Annotated in this window: 16 protein-coding genes; all 16 read left to right on the top strand. The window is 61.8% G+C overall.

The window, feature by feature from the left end; genetic code table 11:
- The first annotated feature begins 181 nt into the window (after positions 1-181).
- The 16 genes from JFT85_RS01700 (at position 182) to JFT85_RS01625 (ending at position 18834) form a co-directional block, all read left to right on the top strand.
- Positions 182-1042 (top strand): diguanylate cyclase domain-containing protein, encoded by an 861-nt coding sequence (locus JFT85_RS01700; protein WP_201228982.1) that lies wholly within the window; start codon positions 182-184, stop codon positions 1040-1042.
- Positions 1043-1130: 88 nt separating this feature from the next.
- Entirely contained in the window at positions 1131-2072 is a 942-nt protein-coding gene (locus tag JFT85_RS01695) for a universal stress protein (RefSeq protein WP_201230860.1), read from the top strand.
- Between the two features lie 179 nt (positions 2073-2251).
- The gene (tssA, locus tag JFT85_RS01690) at positions 2252-3766 is read left to right on the top strand and encodes a type VI secretion system protein TssA (protein WP_201228973.1); all 1515 of its coding nucleotides are present in this window, start codon (positions 2252-2254) and stop codon (positions 3764-3766) included.
- A 53-nt stretch (positions 3767-3819) separates the two neighbouring features.
- A complete protein-coding gene (gene tssB / locus JFT85_RS01685; protein WP_053256092.1) occupies positions 3820-4317 on the top strand; it encodes a type VI secretion system contractile sheath small subunit in 498 nt (165 codons plus the stop codon).
- A 4-nt stretch (positions 4318-4321) separates the two neighbouring features.
- A complete protein-coding gene (tssC, locus tag JFT85_RS01680) occupies positions 4322-5809 on the top strand; it encodes a type VI secretion system contractile sheath large subunit (protein ID WP_053256093.1) in 1488 nt (495 codons plus the stop codon).
- Positions 5810-5886: 77 nt separating this feature from the next.
- Complete coding sequence (gene tssE / locus JFT85_RS01675; RefSeq protein ID WP_053256094.1) at positions 5887-6306, top strand: type VI secretion system baseplate subunit TssE; 420 nt, start codon at positions 5887-5889, stop codon at positions 6304-6306.
- A gap of 8 nt (positions 6307-6314) precedes the next feature.
- Positions 6315-8027, top strand: coding sequence for a type VI secretion system baseplate subunit TssF (gene tssF / locus JFT85_RS01670; protein WP_201228964.1), 1713 nt, complete (start codon positions 6315-6317; stop codon positions 8025-8027).
- The gene (gene tssG / locus JFT85_RS01665) at positions 7991-9004 is read left to right on the top strand and encodes a type VI secretion system baseplate subunit TssG (RefSeq protein WP_073637519.1); all 1014 of its coding nucleotides are present in this window, start codon (positions 7991-7993) and stop codon (positions 9002-9004) included. Before tssF ends, tssG begins: the two co-directional genes overlap by 37 nt.
- Before the next feature lie 116 nt (positions 9005-9120).
- The gene (locus JFT85_RS01660; protein WP_201228962.1) at positions 9121-11679 is read left to right on the top strand and encodes a type VI secretion system Vgr family protein; all 2559 of its coding nucleotides are present in this window, start codon (positions 9121-9123) and stop codon (positions 11677-11679) included.
- A 28-nt stretch (positions 11680-11707) separates the two neighbouring features.
- On the top strand, positions 11708-14101 hold the full coding sequence (locus tag JFT85_RS01655; RefSeq protein ID WP_201228952.1) for a DUF2169 family type VI secretion system accessory protein: 2394 nt from the start codon (positions 11708-11710) through the stop codon (positions 14099-14101).
- Positions 14094-15041, top strand: coding sequence for a pentapeptide repeat-containing protein (locus tag JFT85_RS01650; RefSeq protein ID WP_073637522.1), 948 nt, complete (start codon positions 14094-14096; stop codon positions 15039-15041). The genes JFT85_RS01655 and JFT85_RS01650 overlap by 8 nt, the downstream gene beginning before the upstream one ends.
- A 10-nt stretch (positions 15042-15051) precedes the next feature.
- Positions 15052-15702 (top strand): DUF3540 domain-containing protein, encoded by a 651-nt coding sequence (locus JFT85_RS01645; RefSeq protein ID WP_201228951.1) that lies wholly within the window; start codon positions 15052-15054, stop codon positions 15700-15702.
- Positions 15703-15712: 10 nt separating this feature from the next.
- Complete coding sequence (locus tag JFT85_RS01640) at positions 15713-16120, top strand: DUF4150 domain-containing protein (RefSeq protein WP_053256101.1); 408 nt, start codon at positions 15713-15715, stop codon at positions 16118-16120.
- Complete coding sequence (tssJ, locus tag JFT85_RS01635; protein WP_201228949.1) at positions 16117-16743, top strand: type VI secretion system lipoprotein TssJ; 627 nt, start codon at positions 16117-16119, stop codon at positions 16741-16743. The genes JFT85_RS01640 and tssJ overlap by 4 nt, the downstream gene beginning before the upstream one ends.
- A 40-nt stretch (positions 16744-16783) precedes the next feature.
- On the top strand, positions 16784-18169 hold the full coding sequence (gene tssK / locus JFT85_RS01630) for a type VI secretion system baseplate subunit TssK (protein ID WP_069551589.1): 1386 nt from the start codon (positions 16784-16786) through the stop codon (positions 18167-18169).
- The gene (locus JFT85_RS01625) at positions 18166-18834 is read left to right on the top strand and encodes a DotU family type IV/VI secretion system protein (RefSeq protein ID WP_053256104.1); all 669 of its coding nucleotides are present in this window, start codon (positions 18166-18168) and stop codon (positions 18832-18834) included. Before tssK ends, JFT85_RS01625 begins: the two co-directional genes overlap by 4 nt.
- Positions 18835-18840 lie beyond the last annotated feature (6 nt).

The raw sequence follows: 18840 nt of genomic DNA, 5'->3' as shown, positions 1-18840 counted from the left end.
ACCTCGGCACGCGGCCATCTCACGACGTGAATGAGCCTTCAGGTTGAGCGTTCCGGTTCGGTACCCAGTTGATCTTTATCAGCTTGCGCCAGCAAAAGTTGACTTTGGTCAATCGCCGCCCTGCCCGTTGCCCTAGCCTGAACCAGCGCTTGCCGCGTGACGGGCTCCGTCGGAGGGCACCATGATCGAAAATGACCAACAATTATTGGTGAGGGCATTGGACGCTGCGACCAACCCGGTATTGATCACCGAGAGGACGGGGTGCATCGTCTGGATCAACAGAGCGTTCTGCCTCATGAGTGGCTATTCCAAGGCGGAATTGATCGGTCAAACACCGCATCTGTTGTCTTCGGGCAGACAAACCACCACGTTTTATCGCGAGCTTTGGATGACCATCATGGCGGGCCTGACGTGGCAGGGCGAACTGATCGAGCGCCGCAAGGACGGTTCCAATTGCCAGGTCAATCAGGTCATTACCCCGGTATTCGATGTTCAGGGAGTGGTGACGCATTTTATCGCTGTCCTGCACAACTTCCGGGTCGCGGATGAGGACCGCATCCGCATGCAACAACTGGCCTTCCACGATGCGCTGACGGGGTTGCCCAATCGCAGCCTGTTCCTCAGCCTGCTCACTCAAGCAGTCAACCAAGCCACTCGGCAACAACAGCCCCTGGCGTTGATGTTCATCGACCTGGATCGCTTCAAGTCCATTAACGACACCCTGGGCCATGCGTGTGGCGATAAGTTACTGGTGGCGGTCGCGGAACGTCTTAGCCAGTCAGTGCGCAGGTCCGACGTGGTGTGTCGCTTGAGCGGCGACGAATTCGCGATTCTCGTGAGCGGCATGGACCAAGCCGCTCAGGTCGAAGCCCTGGCTGAAAAGCTGGTCGCCGCGATCAACCAGCCTTTCGTGATCGAGGGTCACTGCATCAATACGTACATCAGCGTCGGCATCAGCCTGTTTTCTGCGGGTGGCGTCAGGATTGAACAGTTCCTCGCACAGGCAGACAGCGCGATGTACCAGGCCAAAAAAAGCGGCTGAAATACCTGCCACTTCAGCCTGCTGCACGCGTCGGCAGGTTAACGCCTGAAGAACACTGCAGCGCGTGATCATCAACGGGAGTGCTGTCATGTCTGAGCAACTGCGTTTCATGCTGATCGTTTCGCCCCTGCTGCAAACCAGCCCGGCATTCGCTCGCGCCGCCGCGCTGGCCAAGGCCGCGGGCGCGGCGCTGCACATTGTGGCGTTTGATTACCTGGAAGGGCTGGCGGCGGTCAGCATGCTCGAGGAGCCGGTGCTGACGCAGCTGCGCCAACGCTATCTTGAGCAGCATCGTCTATGGCTTGAAGCCCAAGCCTGCAGCCTGCGCGAGACCGGCGTAGCGATCACCACCGAGGTGCTGTGGGTGGAACGGCCGTTACAGCAAATCATCATTCACCTGAAGGTGCAGCGCATAACGGCGCTCATCAAGGCGGTCGAGCATGACTCGCTGATCTCACGCCTGATGTTTACGCCACTGGATATCCATCTGCTGTGCGAATGCCCGGTGCCCCTGCACTTTGTCAGCCATATGACCAATGCCTTGCCACGCAAAATCGTCGCGGCGGTCAACCCGTTCCACCGAGATGATCGATACAAAGCTTTTAACGATCGGCTCGTCCAGGAAGCCGGCAGGCTCGCGAGTGCCTGCAACGCCGAACTGGATGTGATCTATGCGCACGAGTTTTCATCCAGCAGTGCTGAACAGTACGGCTGCGATTATGCGTCGATGCTGCTCTCACCCGGCAAGATCAAGCACCTCTTCGACGCACAGGCCGAGGCCTTTCAAGCGCTCGCCGACCGCAACGGTATTGCGCCGGAACACCAACGCATGATCATGGGCAGCCCGGCCAAAGTGCTTTCCAGTTATGCCTATGCCTATGACATTGACGTCATTGTGATGGGCCGTCTCAACCACGGCGGCATGAAACGATTGGAAAGCAATACCGTGGAGGATTTGCTCTACAAAATGCCCTGCAGTGTGTGGGTGGTTTCACCCGAAGCGATGACCGGCAAGACGAAGCCAACGTGAGGCGCCGTGTCGGACCGAAATCAGCGCACTATTGGCCTGCGCTTTCAGGTGTTGACCTGATGGGATGATTCGCCCCCATCCCCTACGGTACTGCTTAGTCGTCAAGCCCCAGGCCCTTCGCGTATTGCCTCGGGCCTGCGCACGACTCCTTTAAGCAGGCAGTAGAAGGCAAACGAACTATGCACGGTGACCAGGATCAGTTGGGGGCTTGTCCCATCAATGAGCAGTACCCGGCGGGTCACAACCCTCGCGACGGGGATGCGTTTGCTGCGGCTCAGGCAGAGATCGACAAGCTCAATAATATCCATGCGCTTGAAGCGGTGGATTGGCAGCGGTTGTCGACACTCTGCGAGGGCATTCTCAAGTCTGAAGGTAAAGACCTCAGTGTCGCCATATGGCTGCTGTGTGCCTGGACGCGGTTGCGCGCAATGGCCGGGCTAAGCGCTGGGGTCCACCTGCTCAGAGAAATGCTCGACCTCTATTGGCACACCCTGACGCCACCCGCTTCGCGCTTGCGCGCACGGCGCAATCAGGCGCAATGGCTGATCGAGTGGCTGGACAAGACGCTGACAGAGCCTTTCGAATCGTTGGACGCACCGGCGGCTGAGCGCTTGATCAGCGACTGGGATGCCATCGAGGCATTCTGGCGCACGCAGGACGACCAGGCCCCGAGCTTTGCCAGAGTCCGTCGGCGCCTGGAGCAATTAACCCGTAGCCAAACCCAACAGCCCGCCCCGGACTCGGCGTCGCCCGCCCCGCAGCCCGCGCTCGCCGACCTCGCAATCGGCGCCCCGCCCAGTGTCATCAGCCCGAGGTTGACCGCATTGGACGATGATGAAGCCATCATCAGCAACGTAGAAACGGTGTTCGAGGCGCTGCGTCCGGTGCAGGCCTACTGTCTGCATCAGCGCCCGGCGCTGCCCTTGACCTATCGGCTGAATCGCCAGGCAATCTGGATCACCGTCGAAGCGCTTCCTCCCAGCGAGGGTCGAAGCACTCGCCTGCCCTCTCCGCCCCTGACGCTGCGCGAGAGTGTCCTGGGTTTACAGCAGATCGCCGAGCCGCTGGATATCGCGCGCTTCTGTGAGGGGCGGCTGAGCAGCTACCCGTTTTGGCTCGACCTTAATCGCATCAGCCACACCGCCCTTTTACAGGCGGGTGCGTGCGCTGCTGCCCAGGCCGTAGCGCACGAGGTGCACGGGCTGGTCAGCCGCTTGCCCGGGGTTATTGAGCTGAACTTTGCCGACGGCATGCCCTTTGCCGATGGTGCCACCCGCGCGTGGCTGGAAAGCCTGGCACCGACGACGCCCGTGGCCGCTCCCAAGGATGCTATCGAGGCCTGTGTCGAAGACGCTCGGCGCATGGCCAATGACGGTCGGCTGAATGAAGGGCTAGCCGAACTGCAGCGCTGCATCGCCCAAACCGCCAGCGCGCGCGATCGTTTCAGGCTGAGCGCCTCGCAGTGCGTGCTGGTTTATCGGTTCGACCCCCACCCCGATCTGCGTATCGCGCTCGAAGGCCTGCTGGCCCGCGCCGACGAGCTCAATCTGGAGCAATGGGAGCCTGAGTTGGTCAAGCCGCTGCTGGAAATGATGCTTGAGCACAGCAATTCGTCTGAATGGTCACGGCGCCTGTCACGCCTGGACCTCGATGGTTTCTGGCGCAAGCGCAGCGCCTGCGCGCCAACCGACTGAACCCCTGACAAGACGCGACGGCCTCTGCGCGTCGCTCACTGAGGAGAAACACCATGGCAAGTGACGGTTCCGTCGCGCCTAAAGAGCGCGTCAATATTGTCTACAAACCTGCGACGGGCGATGCCCAGGAACAGGTCGAGCTGCCGCTCAAGCAACTGGTGATCGGGGACTTCACCCTGCGTGAAGACCCGACCCCTGTCGAAGAACTCAAACCGATTCGCGTCGACAAAGACAACTTCACCGACGTGCTCAAAGGCCAGAACCTGAGCCTGCAACTGTCCATCGCCAACCGCCTCTCGGACAACGCGACGCCAGACGAACGCCTGGCGGTGACGCTGAAGTTCGAATCGATTCGTGACTTTGAACCGGACGCCCTGGTTGAGCAGGTGCCGGAGCTCGGCCGGTTGATCGCCCTGCGCGATGCACTCAAGGCGTTGAAAGGCCCACTGGGCAACGTGCCCGACTTTCGTAAGGAATTACAGGCATTGATTGGCGACGACGGTTCGCGTGCCCGCTTGCTCGGTGAGCTGGGCGTTGAGGAAAAGGAGTAAAGCCATGAGCCAAGAAGCAACGCAAAACCCGGCCACGCAAGTATCTACCACGCACCAGGAGGGTTCGCTACTCGATCAATTGATCCATACCGCGCGAATAAAACCTGGCGACGAGGCCTACGCGGTGACGCGTCAAGGCCTTGAGGCGTTTGTCGCCCAGTTGCTGGAACCCAGCCGCGCGGTAGAAAAAGTCAGTGCCAACCTGATCGACGACATGATTGCAGCGTTGGACGCCAAGCTGTGCCGTCAAGTCGACGCTATTTTGCACGATGAGCGTTTCCAGGCACTCGAAGCGTCATGGCGTTCGTTGAAATTTTTGGTCGACCGTACCGATTTTCGTGAAAACAACCGCCTGGAAATGCTCAGTGTGTCCAAGCAAAAGTTGCTGGACGACTTTGAAGACGCCCCGGAGATCACGCGCTCGGGTCTCTACAAGGCGGTTTACAGCGCAGAGTTCGGACAGTTCGGCGGCCAGCCATTCGGCGCCATCATCGGCAATTACGAGTTCAACCCTGGCTCGCAGGACATCAAGCTGCTGCAGTCCATCGCTGCCGTATCGACGATGTCGCACACGCCCTTCATCGCAGCGGCGGGCCCGCAGTTTTTTGGCGTCGAGAGTTTTTCCCAGCTGCCCAACCTGAAAGACCTGCAAGCCGTGTTCGAAGGCCCACAGTTCATCAAGTGGAATGCGTTTCGCGAGAGCGAAGACTCGCGGTTTGTGGGGCTGACGTTGCCGCACTTCCTGCTGCGTACGCCTTACGGGGAAGAGACGGTGCCCGTCAGGAAGTTCCGCTACAACGAAAGCGTGAACACCAGCAACCACGACTTCCTGTGGGGCAATGCCGCCTTTGCGTTTGCCAGCCGGTTGTCCGACAGCTTCGCCCAGTATCGCTGGTGTGCCAACGTCATCGGCCCGCAAGGCGGCGGCACGGTCAGTGACTTGCCGATTTACAACTACGAAGCCATGGGTGAGGTGCAGACCAAAATCCCCACCGATGTGCTGATCTCCGAGCGACGGGAATTCGAGCTGGCCGAGCAAGGTTTTATTGCCCTGACCATGCGCAAGAACACCGACAATGCCGCGTTCTTCTCCGCCAACTCTTGTCAGAAACCCAAGTATTTTGGCAATGACAAAGAAGGCAAGGAAGCGGAGTTGAACTACAAACTCGGCACTCAGTTGCCCTACATCTTCGTGGTCAGTCGCCTGGCTCACTACATCAAGGTCATCCAGCGCGAAAACATTGGCACCTGGAAAGAGCGCGGCGACCTGGAGTCGGAGCTCAATGGCTGGATCCGTCAATACGTCGCCGACATGGACAACCCCGCCGTGGGCGTGCGCAGCCGTCGGCCATTGCGCCAGGCGGATATTGCGGTGCACGACGTCGAAGGCGATCCAGGCTGGTACCGCGTGAGCCTCAAGGTGCGGCCGCATTTCAAATACATGGGCGCTTCGTTCACTTTGTCGCTGGTCGGCAAGCTGGACAAGAGCTGAACCCTGCGGCCATCGCCGTGGCGATGGCCGTGGCGATGGCCGCACCCGTGGCATCCTGAGTACTTGAGGGACCGGTGATGAAAGAAAAACGCCTGCTGGAACGCATTGGTGCCCTGCAAGTGGGCAGCGAACGCTCGCACCTGACCCAGGCTGAAGTGTTGCTGGACTCACTGATGGCGCACCTGAGCCGAATTCTCAACACTCGCCAAGGCAGCGTGCCAATCGACCCGGATTTCGGGGTGCCCGACTTCACCAACCTGGCCGGCAGTTTCGCCACCGGGGAAACGGCGCAAATCATCGAGCACATGACACGCATGGTTGCGCGTTACGAACCGCGCCTTAAATCCCCCTGCATCACCTTGGCCGAACATGGCCGCGAGGTGTTGTCGTTGCGCTTCATGCTCGACGGATTGGTCGCGATCAATGACCGCGACATCCCCATCCACTTATCGACCCTCGTCTCCTGCGACGGGCGTGTCTCGCTGTCAATGCGCTAGGTGGACTTGTGCAGAACCTCTACTACCAAAGTGAACTGAATAACCTGCGGCATCTGGCCGATGAGTTTGCCCAGCGCAACCCGGCCCTGGCGCCATTGCTGGGCAGTGGCTCGGCCAGCGATCCGGATGTGGAGCGCCTGCTTGAAGGCGTGGCGTTCCTGACAGGCATGGTGCGCCAGCGGTTGGATGACGAGTTTCCCGAATTTGTCCAAGAGCTGGCGCAGTTGCTGTATCCGCAATATTTGCAGCCGCTGCCGTGCATGACGCTGCTGCAGTTCGCGCCGCGAACAGCGCTTTCGCAGACACAACCTATCGCGACCGGCTGCGAAGTGGCTTCGGTGCCCATTGACGGCCATCGCGCGAGCTTTCGCAGCACGATGCCGGTCGACCTTGAACCGGTCACGCTGACCGGTGCGCGCTGGGACGGTGGAACCGCAGAGCGCCGCAGCCTGGTGCTGGACCTTGCGCTGACCGTCGCGCCCGATGACTTCAAGGCCGACAGCCTGACCTTTTACCTGGGGGATACCTTCAGCGAAGCCTGTGCCCTGCTCCGCCTGCTGGACCAGCATGTGCGCGAAATACGCATCCAGGGTGAAGGCCAGCCGATAACGCTGCTGTCGGCCAACCACATCCAGTCGTGCGGATTTGATCGGGCGCACGCATTGTTGCCCTACCCGGATGCAGCACACCCGGCCTACCGGGGTTTGCAGGAGTATTTCGCGTTACCGGAAAAATTCCTGTTCGTGCGCTTGAGCGGTTTGCAGCGTTGGCGCCATCGCGGCGAACACACCCGCATGAGCGTAAAGCTGGTGTTCGACAACGTGCCGTCGTGGGCCCCTGCCCTGACCGAAAACAGCTTCATGCTCGGGGTGACGCCCGCGGTCAACCTGTTCACCCAGGACGCTCACCCACTCAGGGTCGATCACCGCCAGGCTGAATATCGCATCCAGCCTGCGAACCAGTCCCAACGCCAACGTCTGCGCATTCATTCGGTGCTGAGTGTCAGCGCCTATTCGGGCACCGGCAACGAAAAAACCTTAAACCCCTTCCACACCATTTACCAGCGCGATGCGTTCAATTTGCGCATTCGCCAGGGCAGCAATGACCCGCGTGATTACGAGCACTTCATCAGCCTGCCGTATGTCGACCGCCAATCGCCGCAAGACGTCACCCTGTCGATCTCGTTGCTGTGCACTGACGGCCCACTGCCTGAAAGCCTGCACCCCGGGGACCTCAACCAGCCGATGGACAACACCCCGGCGCGCGTCACGCTGCGCAACATTCGTGGGATCACCCCCTGCCATCCGCCCAAATACCAGGACCGGTTGCTGTGGCGCATGCTTTCCCAACTGAATGCCAACCACTTCAAACTGCTCGACGCCGATTACCTCAAGAGCCTGCTCAAACTCTACTTGCCAAGCGCCGATGAAGGTGGGCAGGACGCCAATAATCGGCGTATCAACGGCATTGAGAAGGTCGTTGCCACGCACGAGCGGCGCTTCATCAACGGGCTGCCCATCGAAGGTACGGTGGTCCACCTGGAGTGCCGTGGCGATCATTTTCTGGGGGCCGGAGGGCTTTACCTGTTTGGCGTGGTGCTCGATGAGTTCTTTGCCGGCAGTGTCGCGGTCAACAGCTTCGTAGCCCTCAACCTGTACGACAGCGTTAATCAGGAAACACTGGCGTGGCCGGCGAAAATCGGTCGGCAACGCCTGCTATGACCCAGGACACCTTGCTGGCCAACGGGCGCGACTATGCTTTTTTCCAGGCGTTGCGCTTGCTGCGGCTGCGCTTTGCAGACGATCACGCGTTCAGCGATGGTGTACGCGTGCGCCCTGGCCTGGGATTGGGGTTCCCCGAGAGCGATATTTTAGCCATCGACCAGGACGCCAGCGGGCGCTATCACCTGCAAGCCAGCTTCTTTGGCTTGTACGGCGTGACGTCACCACTGCCGACCTTCTACACCGAAGACCTGATCGATGAGCAACTGCAAGGCCGCAGCGCCGGCCGTGATTTTCTCGACGTTTTGCATGCCGCGCTGTACCCGCTGCTGTTTCGTGCCTGGGAAAAACACCGGCTGTGGATGGCGATCGGCGAGCGTCGTGACCTGGGTCGTCTCAACCTGGTGCGCTCGCTGGTGGGCCTGGCGGATGCCGACCCGCAGTGGCGCCAGCTTGCCCCGCAATTAGTGCGCTACGCCGGCCTCTTCAACCAGTTCCCGCGCTCGGCCCTCGGCCTGGAGCAACTGCTCAGCAGCACACTCGACGGCGACCCCGTCGAGGTCGTGCCCTGTGTGCTGACCCAAGTGCCGATTGATGACCAGTCCCGCTGCCGGTTGGGCCTGCAGGGCAATGTGCTGGGGCAGGACAGCCTCCTCGGTCAACACGTCAGCGACCGCAGCAGCACCCTGGACATCCGGGTCGGCCCGTTGGACGCCCTGCGTTTTCACCTGCTGATGCCAGGCACCGCGCTCTACAAACGTATCGAACGCTTAACCGCGTTGTACCTGCACACCCCGGTCAAATGCCGGCTGGTGCTGAGCCTAAAACCAGACCAACAACGTGGCACGCGTTTGGGTGACGGTTGGCAGCGCCTCGGCACCAACACCTGGCTGGGCCGTACGCTGGAACAGGGTGAGGCGGTATTCACCCTGGTCGGGGCGCAAGGTCCCGGTACTCAATCGCAGACCGGAGAATGATTCAGGCAGAGCCTTGAACAACTGAACAATCAGGTCTTTACCCGAGCGCCAAAAAAACGCGCCCGACCTACAGTGGCCCCGTGACTCGATTGCGCAGGTAACCAGGAGTTCAGACCATGACATTGACCGAGCAACCTCTGTGCACCTTCCTGAGTGACGGGCTTGCCTTGGAGCCCCTGCTGGTCGCTCGCTGGCAGGGTGAAGACGTGTTGTCACGGCCCTATCGCTTCGAGGTCGTACTGGCTTCACTGAACCCGTTACTGAACGAAGACGCCATGCTCGGTGCACCCGCGCACCTGACCCTGTTTGACGCCCTCGGCGCCGCTCACCCGTACCACGGCATCGTCACTTCGGTGGAGCTGTTGGATGCCGACGATCTCTACCACTATTGCCGTGTGGTGCTGGAGCCGCGCATCACCCGCCTGCGCCAGCAGCGCTTCAGCGAAATCTGGCTGGATAAAAACCTGCCGGAGCTGTTGCGCGACATCCTCAAAAATGCCGACCTGACACGTGAAGGCCAGGGCGCCGACAGCACCCGCACGGCCGCTTTCGATTTTGACCTGCGCCTGCGCGACGACGACATCCCCCACACGCAAGCCAACTTCACCTGCCAATACGAAGAAACCAGCTTCGACTTTCTATCGCGCCTGTTGGAATACAGCGGTTGCTACTACTTCTTCGAGCAGCAGGAGCAGCAGGAAGCCCTGATCTTTTGCAGTGATCGCAGCGCCCAACCCAAGGCATTGCTGCCGGTGCGGTACCGGCCCCTGGACACCGCACTGAACAGCGGGCTTGAGGCGGTAGCGCACACCTTTAGCCGGCGCAGCGTGGTGCAACCGGAGCAGGTGGTGCTGCAGGATTTTTCCGCGAGCAATGCGCAACTGGCGCTACACAGCACAGCGTCGGTGGCCGCCGGCAGCGTCGCCGACAATGCCCAGGCCCCCGCCACCTCGCCAGCATTCAGCGGCGAGTTCGGCGTGTATGGCGAGCATTTTGGCAGTCACGCTCAGGGCCTCTGGTTGGCGCAACGCCGTGCCCAGGCGCTGGGGTGCCGTCATCGGCTGTTCCAGGGCAGCGGCCATGTCACCGGCCTGCGATCCGGCGGTTTGATGGCCTTGGCCGGGCATGCGCGGCCTTGCATGAATGCGGCCTATCAAGTGCTTGAAGTGCACCACAGCGGCCAACAACCATTGCCCGCGACAGGCGAGGATAATCTGGCCGGCGATACCCAGACACGCTTCCTGGTGATCCCCGCCGAGGTGCAGTTCCGCCCGCCTCTGGACACCCCAAAACCCAACGCGTTTGGCGTACTGAGTGCGGTGGTGGATGGCGACGACAGTGGCAAGCCGCTGCTCAACCAGCACGGCTGCTACAAAGTGCGCTTTCCATTTACCCGCGATCAAAAGCCCAGCACTCGGGGTTCGGCATGGCTGCGCAGGGTGTCGTTGTCTGCCGGTTCCAGCCATGGCATGCACTTTCCGCTGCTCAAAGGCAGTGAAGTGTTGGTGTCATTTCTGGGGGGCGACCCCGACCGGCCGATTATCGTTGGCTGCGTACCAAACTCGGAAAACCCGAGCATGGTCGTTGAGCGTAACGCCACCCAGAGCGGCTTCTCCACGGCCGGAGGGCACTTCCTGGCGATGGAAGACCACCCCGGGGCTGCCCATCTGAAGCTGGGTGCGCCTGGCGGCAACAGCGTCTTCACACTGGGCAATGGCGAAGTCGCCGGCGCGCAACTGCGCACCAACGCCCACATGCAATTGACATCGTCCTCGCTCAAACACGAAGTGCCCGGCGTGTACTCATTGTCGATGGGCACCGGGGACCCGGCGGCCGCCCATAGCAGCGACCCGGGCGCGGATAACCCGGTACCGGCTTCGCCCGCCGAGCCTAAACCCACACCGGGGGAACTCAACACTGGTGTCAACTGGGGCGGCCCGAACTGGCTCAACCTTGGCGCCAAGGCTGAATTCACCAACGCGCCGACCTTCTCGGCATCACTCAAGACCGCCACAACCCAGGCGGAGGCGAGCCTGGGCGTGGCCAAGCTAAGCCTCACTGCGCAAGGAAAAGCGACCACCGTGAATATGTCGGGCGTGAGCATTTTACTCTCGTGTAACGGGTTCACTTACGCCTGGGAGAAGATCGGGAAGAAGGTCGCAGCAATTTCCGAGGACAAGAAGCTGATCGACAGAACGGTGGCCTCCGTCTCACAGCTTCAAGCCGAGCTGCACAAGGTGACTGCCGATCTCTATACGGTGACCGCAACGACCTCGATCACGCTGAAATGCGCTGAGCATTCGATCGTACTCAACCCCGATGGCATTCGGATCCAGTCGCCTAAAACGATCATGATCGACGGCGACGTGGCCATTACCGGTAAAACCCGGTTCGTGGGCAATGTCGATGTGGTGGGCGATATCCACTGCAAAAACGCGAGCGTTTCCTCCCAACTGAAAGCCACCTACACCAGCCTGGACGAACTGAGTGCGAGCAATGCGACGTTGGGCGCCGTGTATATCCCACCCACGCCGACGGAAGCGCTGATAGAGGCCGAAGAAATCGCGCGGCTCAAAGCCTTTGAGGTGCTCAACGAAATGGCCGAAGCGCTCGCCAGAGGCTTGGACGACGGCGCCAATGCGGCACTCCAGGTGGTCGATAACTTCGAGCCTTAAAGCGTTTCTACCTGACGAGGGTTCAAGCATGCACCTTTCCTATTCCGACATAAGTCTGCTGACCCTGGCCCGTCAACAGGGGCCGAGGCCTGCGACCCTGGCAATTACCGTGGGCCTGCTGTTCGGTGCCGACCACCAGGTGCTGGCCGCTGAACATGCATTGCCCTGGCTCAGCCAGCGCTTCGACAAACAGCCGTTCGACAGTGGTTTGAAAAAGGCCCGTGGCAGTGTCGCCGTGCAGGGCGACGCGTACCCGCTGACGCCTGAGCAGCAACGCAATGGCATGGCCGTGCGCGTGCGCATCGCGAGCGTCAGTAAGACCTTGCACCTGCACCCACCCAGGTGCTGGGAACGCGGGGCGCTCGGGTTCACGGCGCGTCCAACCGGCCCGCTCCTGCGTTTGCCGTTGGATTTGCAGCACGCGTTCGGCGGCGCCGGCTGGGCGGATAACCCCGAAGGCAGCGGCTATCTGGCAGACCCCGACAGCAGCGTGGGCATGCCGTTGCCGCAAATCGAAAACGCACACTTGCCCATGCGGCTACCCGGCCAGACGCTGCCAATCGCCAGCCTGCGTCCGCTGCCGCCGCAGTGCCTTGAACGCCGAAGCTTGTGGGGCACTTGCGATAAACACTGGACAGCACGTCGGGCACCCTGCCCCCCTCTGGATTGCGACGCCCGCTGGTTTGATGAAGTCGCTCAGGATCAATGCCACTCAGATTACTGGGCCGGCAACGAAACCTGGAGCGTTGACGGCATGCACCCTGTGCAGGCGCAAATCGGCGGGACGTTGCCCGCCTTCCGAGCCCGGGTGTTTCTCAAGCGCACGGCATCGACACCCGAGATCGAAGAGCCGCCAGTGCACCTGGACACGGTGTGGCTATTCCCCGACGTTGAGCGGGTGTTGCTGCTGTACCGGGCCGAGGTCGCTGTGGCCGATCTTGACGGCGCCGATATAGCGCAATTGGGCGCCGTGTATGAACGCGTCGACGCACCTACGGCAACCGCCGCCGCCTGCTGCGAAAAACTCTGGCCGTCGCTCAAGCCGCCGCCTGCGGCCAAGCCAATAGCGCCTGAAACCGTCGACAAAAACGCCATCATTCAGCGTATGCAGGCCTCGCTGGATGCGCGTTACGCGGCCTTCGCGGCCGAACAAGCCAACGTATTGGCCCGTGCCGGCGACGTCGGCAAACGCTTCGGCAAACGGTTGAACCCGGCCGAGTACCCGGCGACTGCGCCTAACCTCGCCGCATTAACGCAACGCCCGCCGGCCGAGGCACGGCCGTTTGACCCAGCCGCCCTCAAGGCGCGCATTCAGGCCAGCATTGACCACGCGCAGGCGGCAACCGAGCAGTTCATCGACCAGACCGCGGTCCACCTGCACATGAAGCCTGAGGCGCTACGCGAAGCGATCAAACAGGTTGAGCACAACGCGCCCCGCACGGCCAGGACAGACTTACTGTCGAGTCTTGACCACTTGCCCCTGCCGGCGTCACGCAAAGCCACTGTGCGCACACAACTGAGCGCCGGTTTGCAAGCGATGCGGGAGACAGAACAGCAGATCAATACGAAGATGCAGGCACTGCGGATGAAATTGCCGGCGGCCAGTCCGTTAAACGACAAATCGCCGCCGCCTGCTGCCAGCCGCCACAGCGTCATCCCTGAAGCCGGGCCCTGGACTCGCGCGTTACTCGAAGCCGCCCACGCCCGGGGTGACCACCTGGAAGGCGCGCGTTTTGTCGGCCTGGACCTGTCTGCCAGTGATTTGACCGGCGCCGTACTGCAGCGCTGCCTGTTTGATCACTGTGTGTTAGCTGCCGCGCATTGGCCAGGTATCGACCTGACCGGCAGCACCTTCAAAAATTGCGACCTGCAGCAGATCGACTTGCGCGAAGCGCAGTTAACGCAAACACGTTTGCGCGACTGCCTGCTGGACCAGGCCCGGTTGGCCGGCGCGAGCCTGGGCTCGGCGGCCTGGTCTGGGGTCAACGGTAAGGACATCGACCTGACCGATGCCCATGCGGCCGAGCTGCAACTGGACCTGGGTTGCCAGTTGCCCGGCATTCGCCTGGATAACGCAAACCTTGCCAATGCCAGCCTGCAAGACGTGTCACTGCCGGGGGCAAGCCTGCGTGGCAGCCACCTGCACAACGCGCTGCTGATTCGCTGCAACTTGCGCAGCAGCCACGGTTATCGCCTGGACGCGCGCAATGCCGACTTCACCGGCAGTGACCTCAGCCAAATACAGTGGGTCGGCGCCAACTTGCAGCAAGCCCGCCTACGCAAAGTCCGTCTGGATCAGGCCGACCTGCGCGACTGCAATCTGCATGCGGTCACCAGCGAAGGCGCCCGAGGCCTCGGGGCCCGCCTGGACGGCGCTTTATTGAGCTATTGCCGATTACCCGAGGAACTCGAACATGTCTGAATCAATAACCGCCGAACAACTGCGCGCACGCGTCGCCGAGGGTGGCGTACTGCGTAACCTGTGCCTGGCCGGTGGTGACTTCCGTGGGGTGACGCTGCGCCATGCGCGCCTGGAGCAGATCGATGCGCGCAACGCGTGCTTCAACGACGCCGACCTTGAGGCCTGTACCTGGGTCGACTGCCAACTGGCAGGCAGCCATTTTTCGCGCAGCCAGTTGCGTCAGGTCGATTTCAGAAACTGTCACTTCGATGGGGCAAACCTGGCCACCGCGACCCTCGACGGTGGCCGCTGGTTACGCTGCGAGGCCGTTGGGTTGAACCTCAACGAAACCACCGCCAGCAACCTGAGTTTCATTGACTGTGCATTCTCAGTGCCGAATTTGCGCGGCAGCATCATGCGCCAATGCCAACTGGATCATGTCAGCCTGTGTGATGCCGATGCCAGCTCAGCGCAATGGCAGCAAGTGCGCGTGACCGACAGCCTGCTGCGCAACCTCTACCTGATCGACGCACACCTTGAGCAATGTGCCTTTGATCGCAGCAGCCTGACCGATGTGGACCTGAGCCACGCCGAGACCCGTGCCCTGTCGCTGTTCCAATGCCAGGGCGCTCGAGTGCGGTTCATCGCCACGAACCTCATCCAGGCGATCTTTACCGACGCCCGTCTGAGCGCTGCCGACTTCACCGACAGTGGGTTGGTCCAGGCCAACCTGAACGGCGCAGTGCTGCCCGGCGCGCAGTTCTTGCGGGCCCGCCTGCGCTACGCCCAATGCATCTATCTGCGCGCCAGCGGTGCCGACTTCACCGATGCCGACCTGTTCGGCGCCAACCTGCACGCCGCCGAACTGGACAACTGTCAGTGGAAAGGCGCACGCCTCGACGACATTCGCCCTGCCGACCCACTGCGCCTGGCCGCCGACCGTTGGCAGCCGACGCTGTAAGGAGACCACCATGCCACTGCAAGCCCCGCAGCACAGTCAATCCCCGGCCACGTTGCACCATGGGCGGGTCAATGCCGAGGATGGCGAGCGTTTTGGTGTCGTCAGTACCGACGGGCGCCGTTACTGGCTCAAGCCCGCCGCCGGTTGCCTGCTGCGCCCGGCACTCGGGGATGCGGTGCTGATCTGCATGGAGGATACGAGCGGCTACATCCTCAGCGTACTGGAGCGCGACAGCAGCGCGCCCGCCCGCTTGAGTGTGGACGGCGACCTGCACCTGCACGTGCCGGCAGGTGCGCTGCATATAGAAGCGCGGGACGGCATCAGCCTGGATGCCGGCGCGGCACTTGCCGTGCGCAGCGCTGACGTCCTGCTGCACAGCCGCCACGCGTGCCTGACAACCCAAACGCTGCAGGTCAGCGGTGAGCGCGCCGACAGCCATTGGCTGCACCGCCACGACAGCGCGTTGCACGCTCACCAGACCGCGCAGGTCCATACCGCCGAGTTCGGCGACAGCCGCCGCCGTGTCGAAGGGCACGAAGACCTCTACGCAGGCTCGGTCAGCCAGCAGGTCAAAAACGATTGGCAACTGCGTGGCGAAACCCTCGACCTGTTCGCCGACATCACCGTCGCGCTGGATGGCCAGCGCATCAAACTCGGTTAGGAGTCCTCCCATGTTCATGCTGACCAATGATGGTGCAGTGGCTACCGCCACCGCCCCTGACATGTGTAATACACCCAGCCCGACCGGGCCTTTGCCCGTGCCCTACCCCAACATCGCCGACACGCGCATGGCCGACCCCGCCGGCCTGATGTCGAACGTGCTGGTGATGGGTATGCCGGCGATGACGCTGATGAGCAAAGTGACGATCAGCAATGGCGATCAACCCGGCGCCGCAGGCGGCCTGCTCAGTGGCCGGATCATGGGCGAGATGACCTTTCTCAACGCCAGCACCTGCGTCACGGTCGGCGGCAAACCGGCGGTGCGGGTGACCTGCCTGACCGGGCATAACGGTGCCCCTCAGAATACCGTGGGCATGGTCAGCGCGCCTGGGCAGACCAAAGTGCTGGTGTTGAGATGAACACCGTGGCACTTAAAACCCTCGCGGTGCTGCTGCTCGGTGTGTTGCTCAGCGCCTGTAGCAGTAACGGTCTGACACCGCAGCAACAAGCGTTGAGCGAGCTGAAGTGGAACTACGCCGATGACAGCATTGAACTCACGCTGACCGCCGACAAAGACCTCAATCAATACGACGGCCAGGCACACACACTCCTGCTGGTGGTGACTCAGTTCGCGCAGCCGAACGCGTTCAGTGCCTACACCGGCAGCAGCCAGCAACTGAGCAAGCTGTTGCTGATGAGCAGCGCGCCACCGGACCTGATCGGCCTGACACGCCTGTTTATCGAGCCGGGACAGACCCGCACCGTGCGCTTGCCGCGCCTGGAGGGGGCAAAAATGGTCGGCATCAGCGCCGGCTATGCCCACCTGGACCCGCAGCGCAGCGTCAAGCTCTACCGGATTGGCGTAGACGTGGCCTCCACCGGCTGTTTCAGTAAAACCTGGACCGCCCGCCCGAAAACGCTGGCCATCAACCTGTTGCTGGGGCCTGACGCACTGTTGCGCAGCCAGCAAAGCCAGTTGCAACAACCGCCCGCCGAGCAACCCGCCGAAGGCGAAGTCAGCCTGACGGACGCCGGCCAATGATGGCTTTTTGGTGTGTTTCCCCACGCTGTCGAGGTGCCCTATGAACATCGACAAACCGCTCTACTGGCATCAAGGCCTGTTCCTGCAACCGCAGCACTTTCAGCAGAATGATGCACGCCTGGAAAGCCTGGTGACGAGGACCCTTGCCTGCCAACAGCCGCATGCCTGGGGGCTGATATCGATGTGTTTGAACGATGCTGCGCTGGCGTCGCGTCAATGCCGGATTGAACAACTGTCGGTGCGGTTTACCGACGGCAGCCTGGTCGAATACCCCGGCAACGCCTTACTGGAGTGTCGCCCGCTGGCGCTCGCAGACTTTGTCAGCGACAGCCGCACGCTGTATGTCGGGCTCAAGCGCAGCCAGCCGGGCGAACCGGATGCCCAGGTGTTCGAAGCGCTGCAAGATGCCGAAAAAGCCAACGTGCGGTTTGCCGTCAGGGCTGACCCGCAAACGCTGGACGACCGTCACGGCGACGCCCCTGAAGCGCTGGTGCGGCAAATGTCCTACGTTTTGCGTCTGTTCTGGGAAGAGGAACTCGACAACCTCGGGGCCTATGAATTGCTGCCTATCGCGCGGTTGGAGCACGACGGTGACCGGATTCATTTGGCCGATCGCTACATCCCGCCTTGCGTGATGATCGGTGCCTCACCGGCATTGATGCAAACGCTGCGAGACACCCGTGACGAATTGGTCGGCCGAGCCCGCCAGTTGGAGGTGTTCAAGCAATCCGGCGATGCGCGTTACGGTGACTTCGATGCCGCGCACACCCACAATTTGCTCGCATTGGTGATCCTCAACCGTTATGGCCCATTGTTGACACACCTGCTGGAGACGCCACACGTCTCGCCGTGGCAAGTGTATGGGACGCTGCGGCAATTGATCGGTGAACTCAGTGTGTTCAGCGAGCGTTGCGACATGCTGGGGCAAACCCACGAGGGTCGATCGCTGCTGACGTCCTATCAGCATGAAACCTGCGGCCAGGCGATTACCCTGGCGGCCGGGTTGATCGGCCAGTTGCTTAACGAGATCAGCGTCGGTTCAGAACTTCTGGTGCGGTTGCTGCCCAGCGATGGGTTGTTTCAAAGCTGCTTGCCGGATGCCTTTCTTGGCCCGCGCCACCGCTATTACCTGGTGGTGCGCAGCGACGGTGATCCGACGCGGTTGGCGCAGCAGCTGGAACTGGATGCCAAGTTGGGTGCGCCGCAGGACATGCCCGACCTGATCAACCGCGCATTGCCGGGGGTCGAGCTGATTTACCTGCAAGTGCCACCGCAAGGTATGCCGCGTCGGCCCGGAGCGCTTTATTACCGCCTGGAGCCACTGAGCGAGGCCTGGGAAACAGTCTGCAGCACCCAGGCCGCCGCATTGTTTATGCCCAACGCCCCGGCAGACATGCTGGTCGAGCTGGTGGTGGTCCGCGCATGAACGAAGGTCGCTTGGCCGACTGCTGGGTCGGCGTCTTTGAATGCACTCGGGCCGTGTTCGCCGATCCCGCGGCGTCGGCAGCCACCGCCACAGCACGCCTCATCAACCAGCTGGACATGGCGGCGAGTCGCGCCCGTGAGCTCGGTTACGTCGAGGCATGGGTACGCGAATCGCTGTTTTCGGTGGTGGCCTGGGTGGACGAAACCGCAATGACCACTGCGTGGCCCGGCGCCGCTGAGTGGCGGCGTTCGCCGTTGCAACGCCACTACTTTTTTACCACGCGGGCCGGGGTGGAATTCTTCCAGCGCTGGCAGGCGTTGCCGGAAGAAGCGGGTGCGGTCCGTGAGGTGTTTGGCCTGGCCTTGCTCGCCGGGTTTGCCGGCCACTACGCAACGCGCCCAGCCAGCGAGCTGGACGAGTTTCGTCGGCAATGCCTGCAACGCATCGCCCGGGACGGCCAGATGGCCACGCTGCAAGCGTCCGGCACGCTGTTCAGCCAGCCCTCATTCGGCGTCACGGCGCAACGCCGCCGCGCGCGTCGGCGAGTGCCCGCGCTGGTGCTTACCCTGCTGATCGTGATTCCGCTGCTGGGGCTGGCGGCACTCTACGTCGGCCTGGACCGGCCGCTGGCAGCGGCCGCTGCAATGCTGATGGAGGCCCATTGAAATGTT

Source organism: Pseudomonas sp. TH04 (genome assembly GCF_016651355.1).
Classification (GTDB): Bacteria; Pseudomonadota; Gammaproteobacteria; order Pseudomonadales; family Pseudomonadaceae; genus Aquipseudomonas; species Aquipseudomonas fluorescens.
Note: the sequence above shows the minus strand (reverse complement) of the source record. Positions and strands in the feature narration are given on the sequence as shown.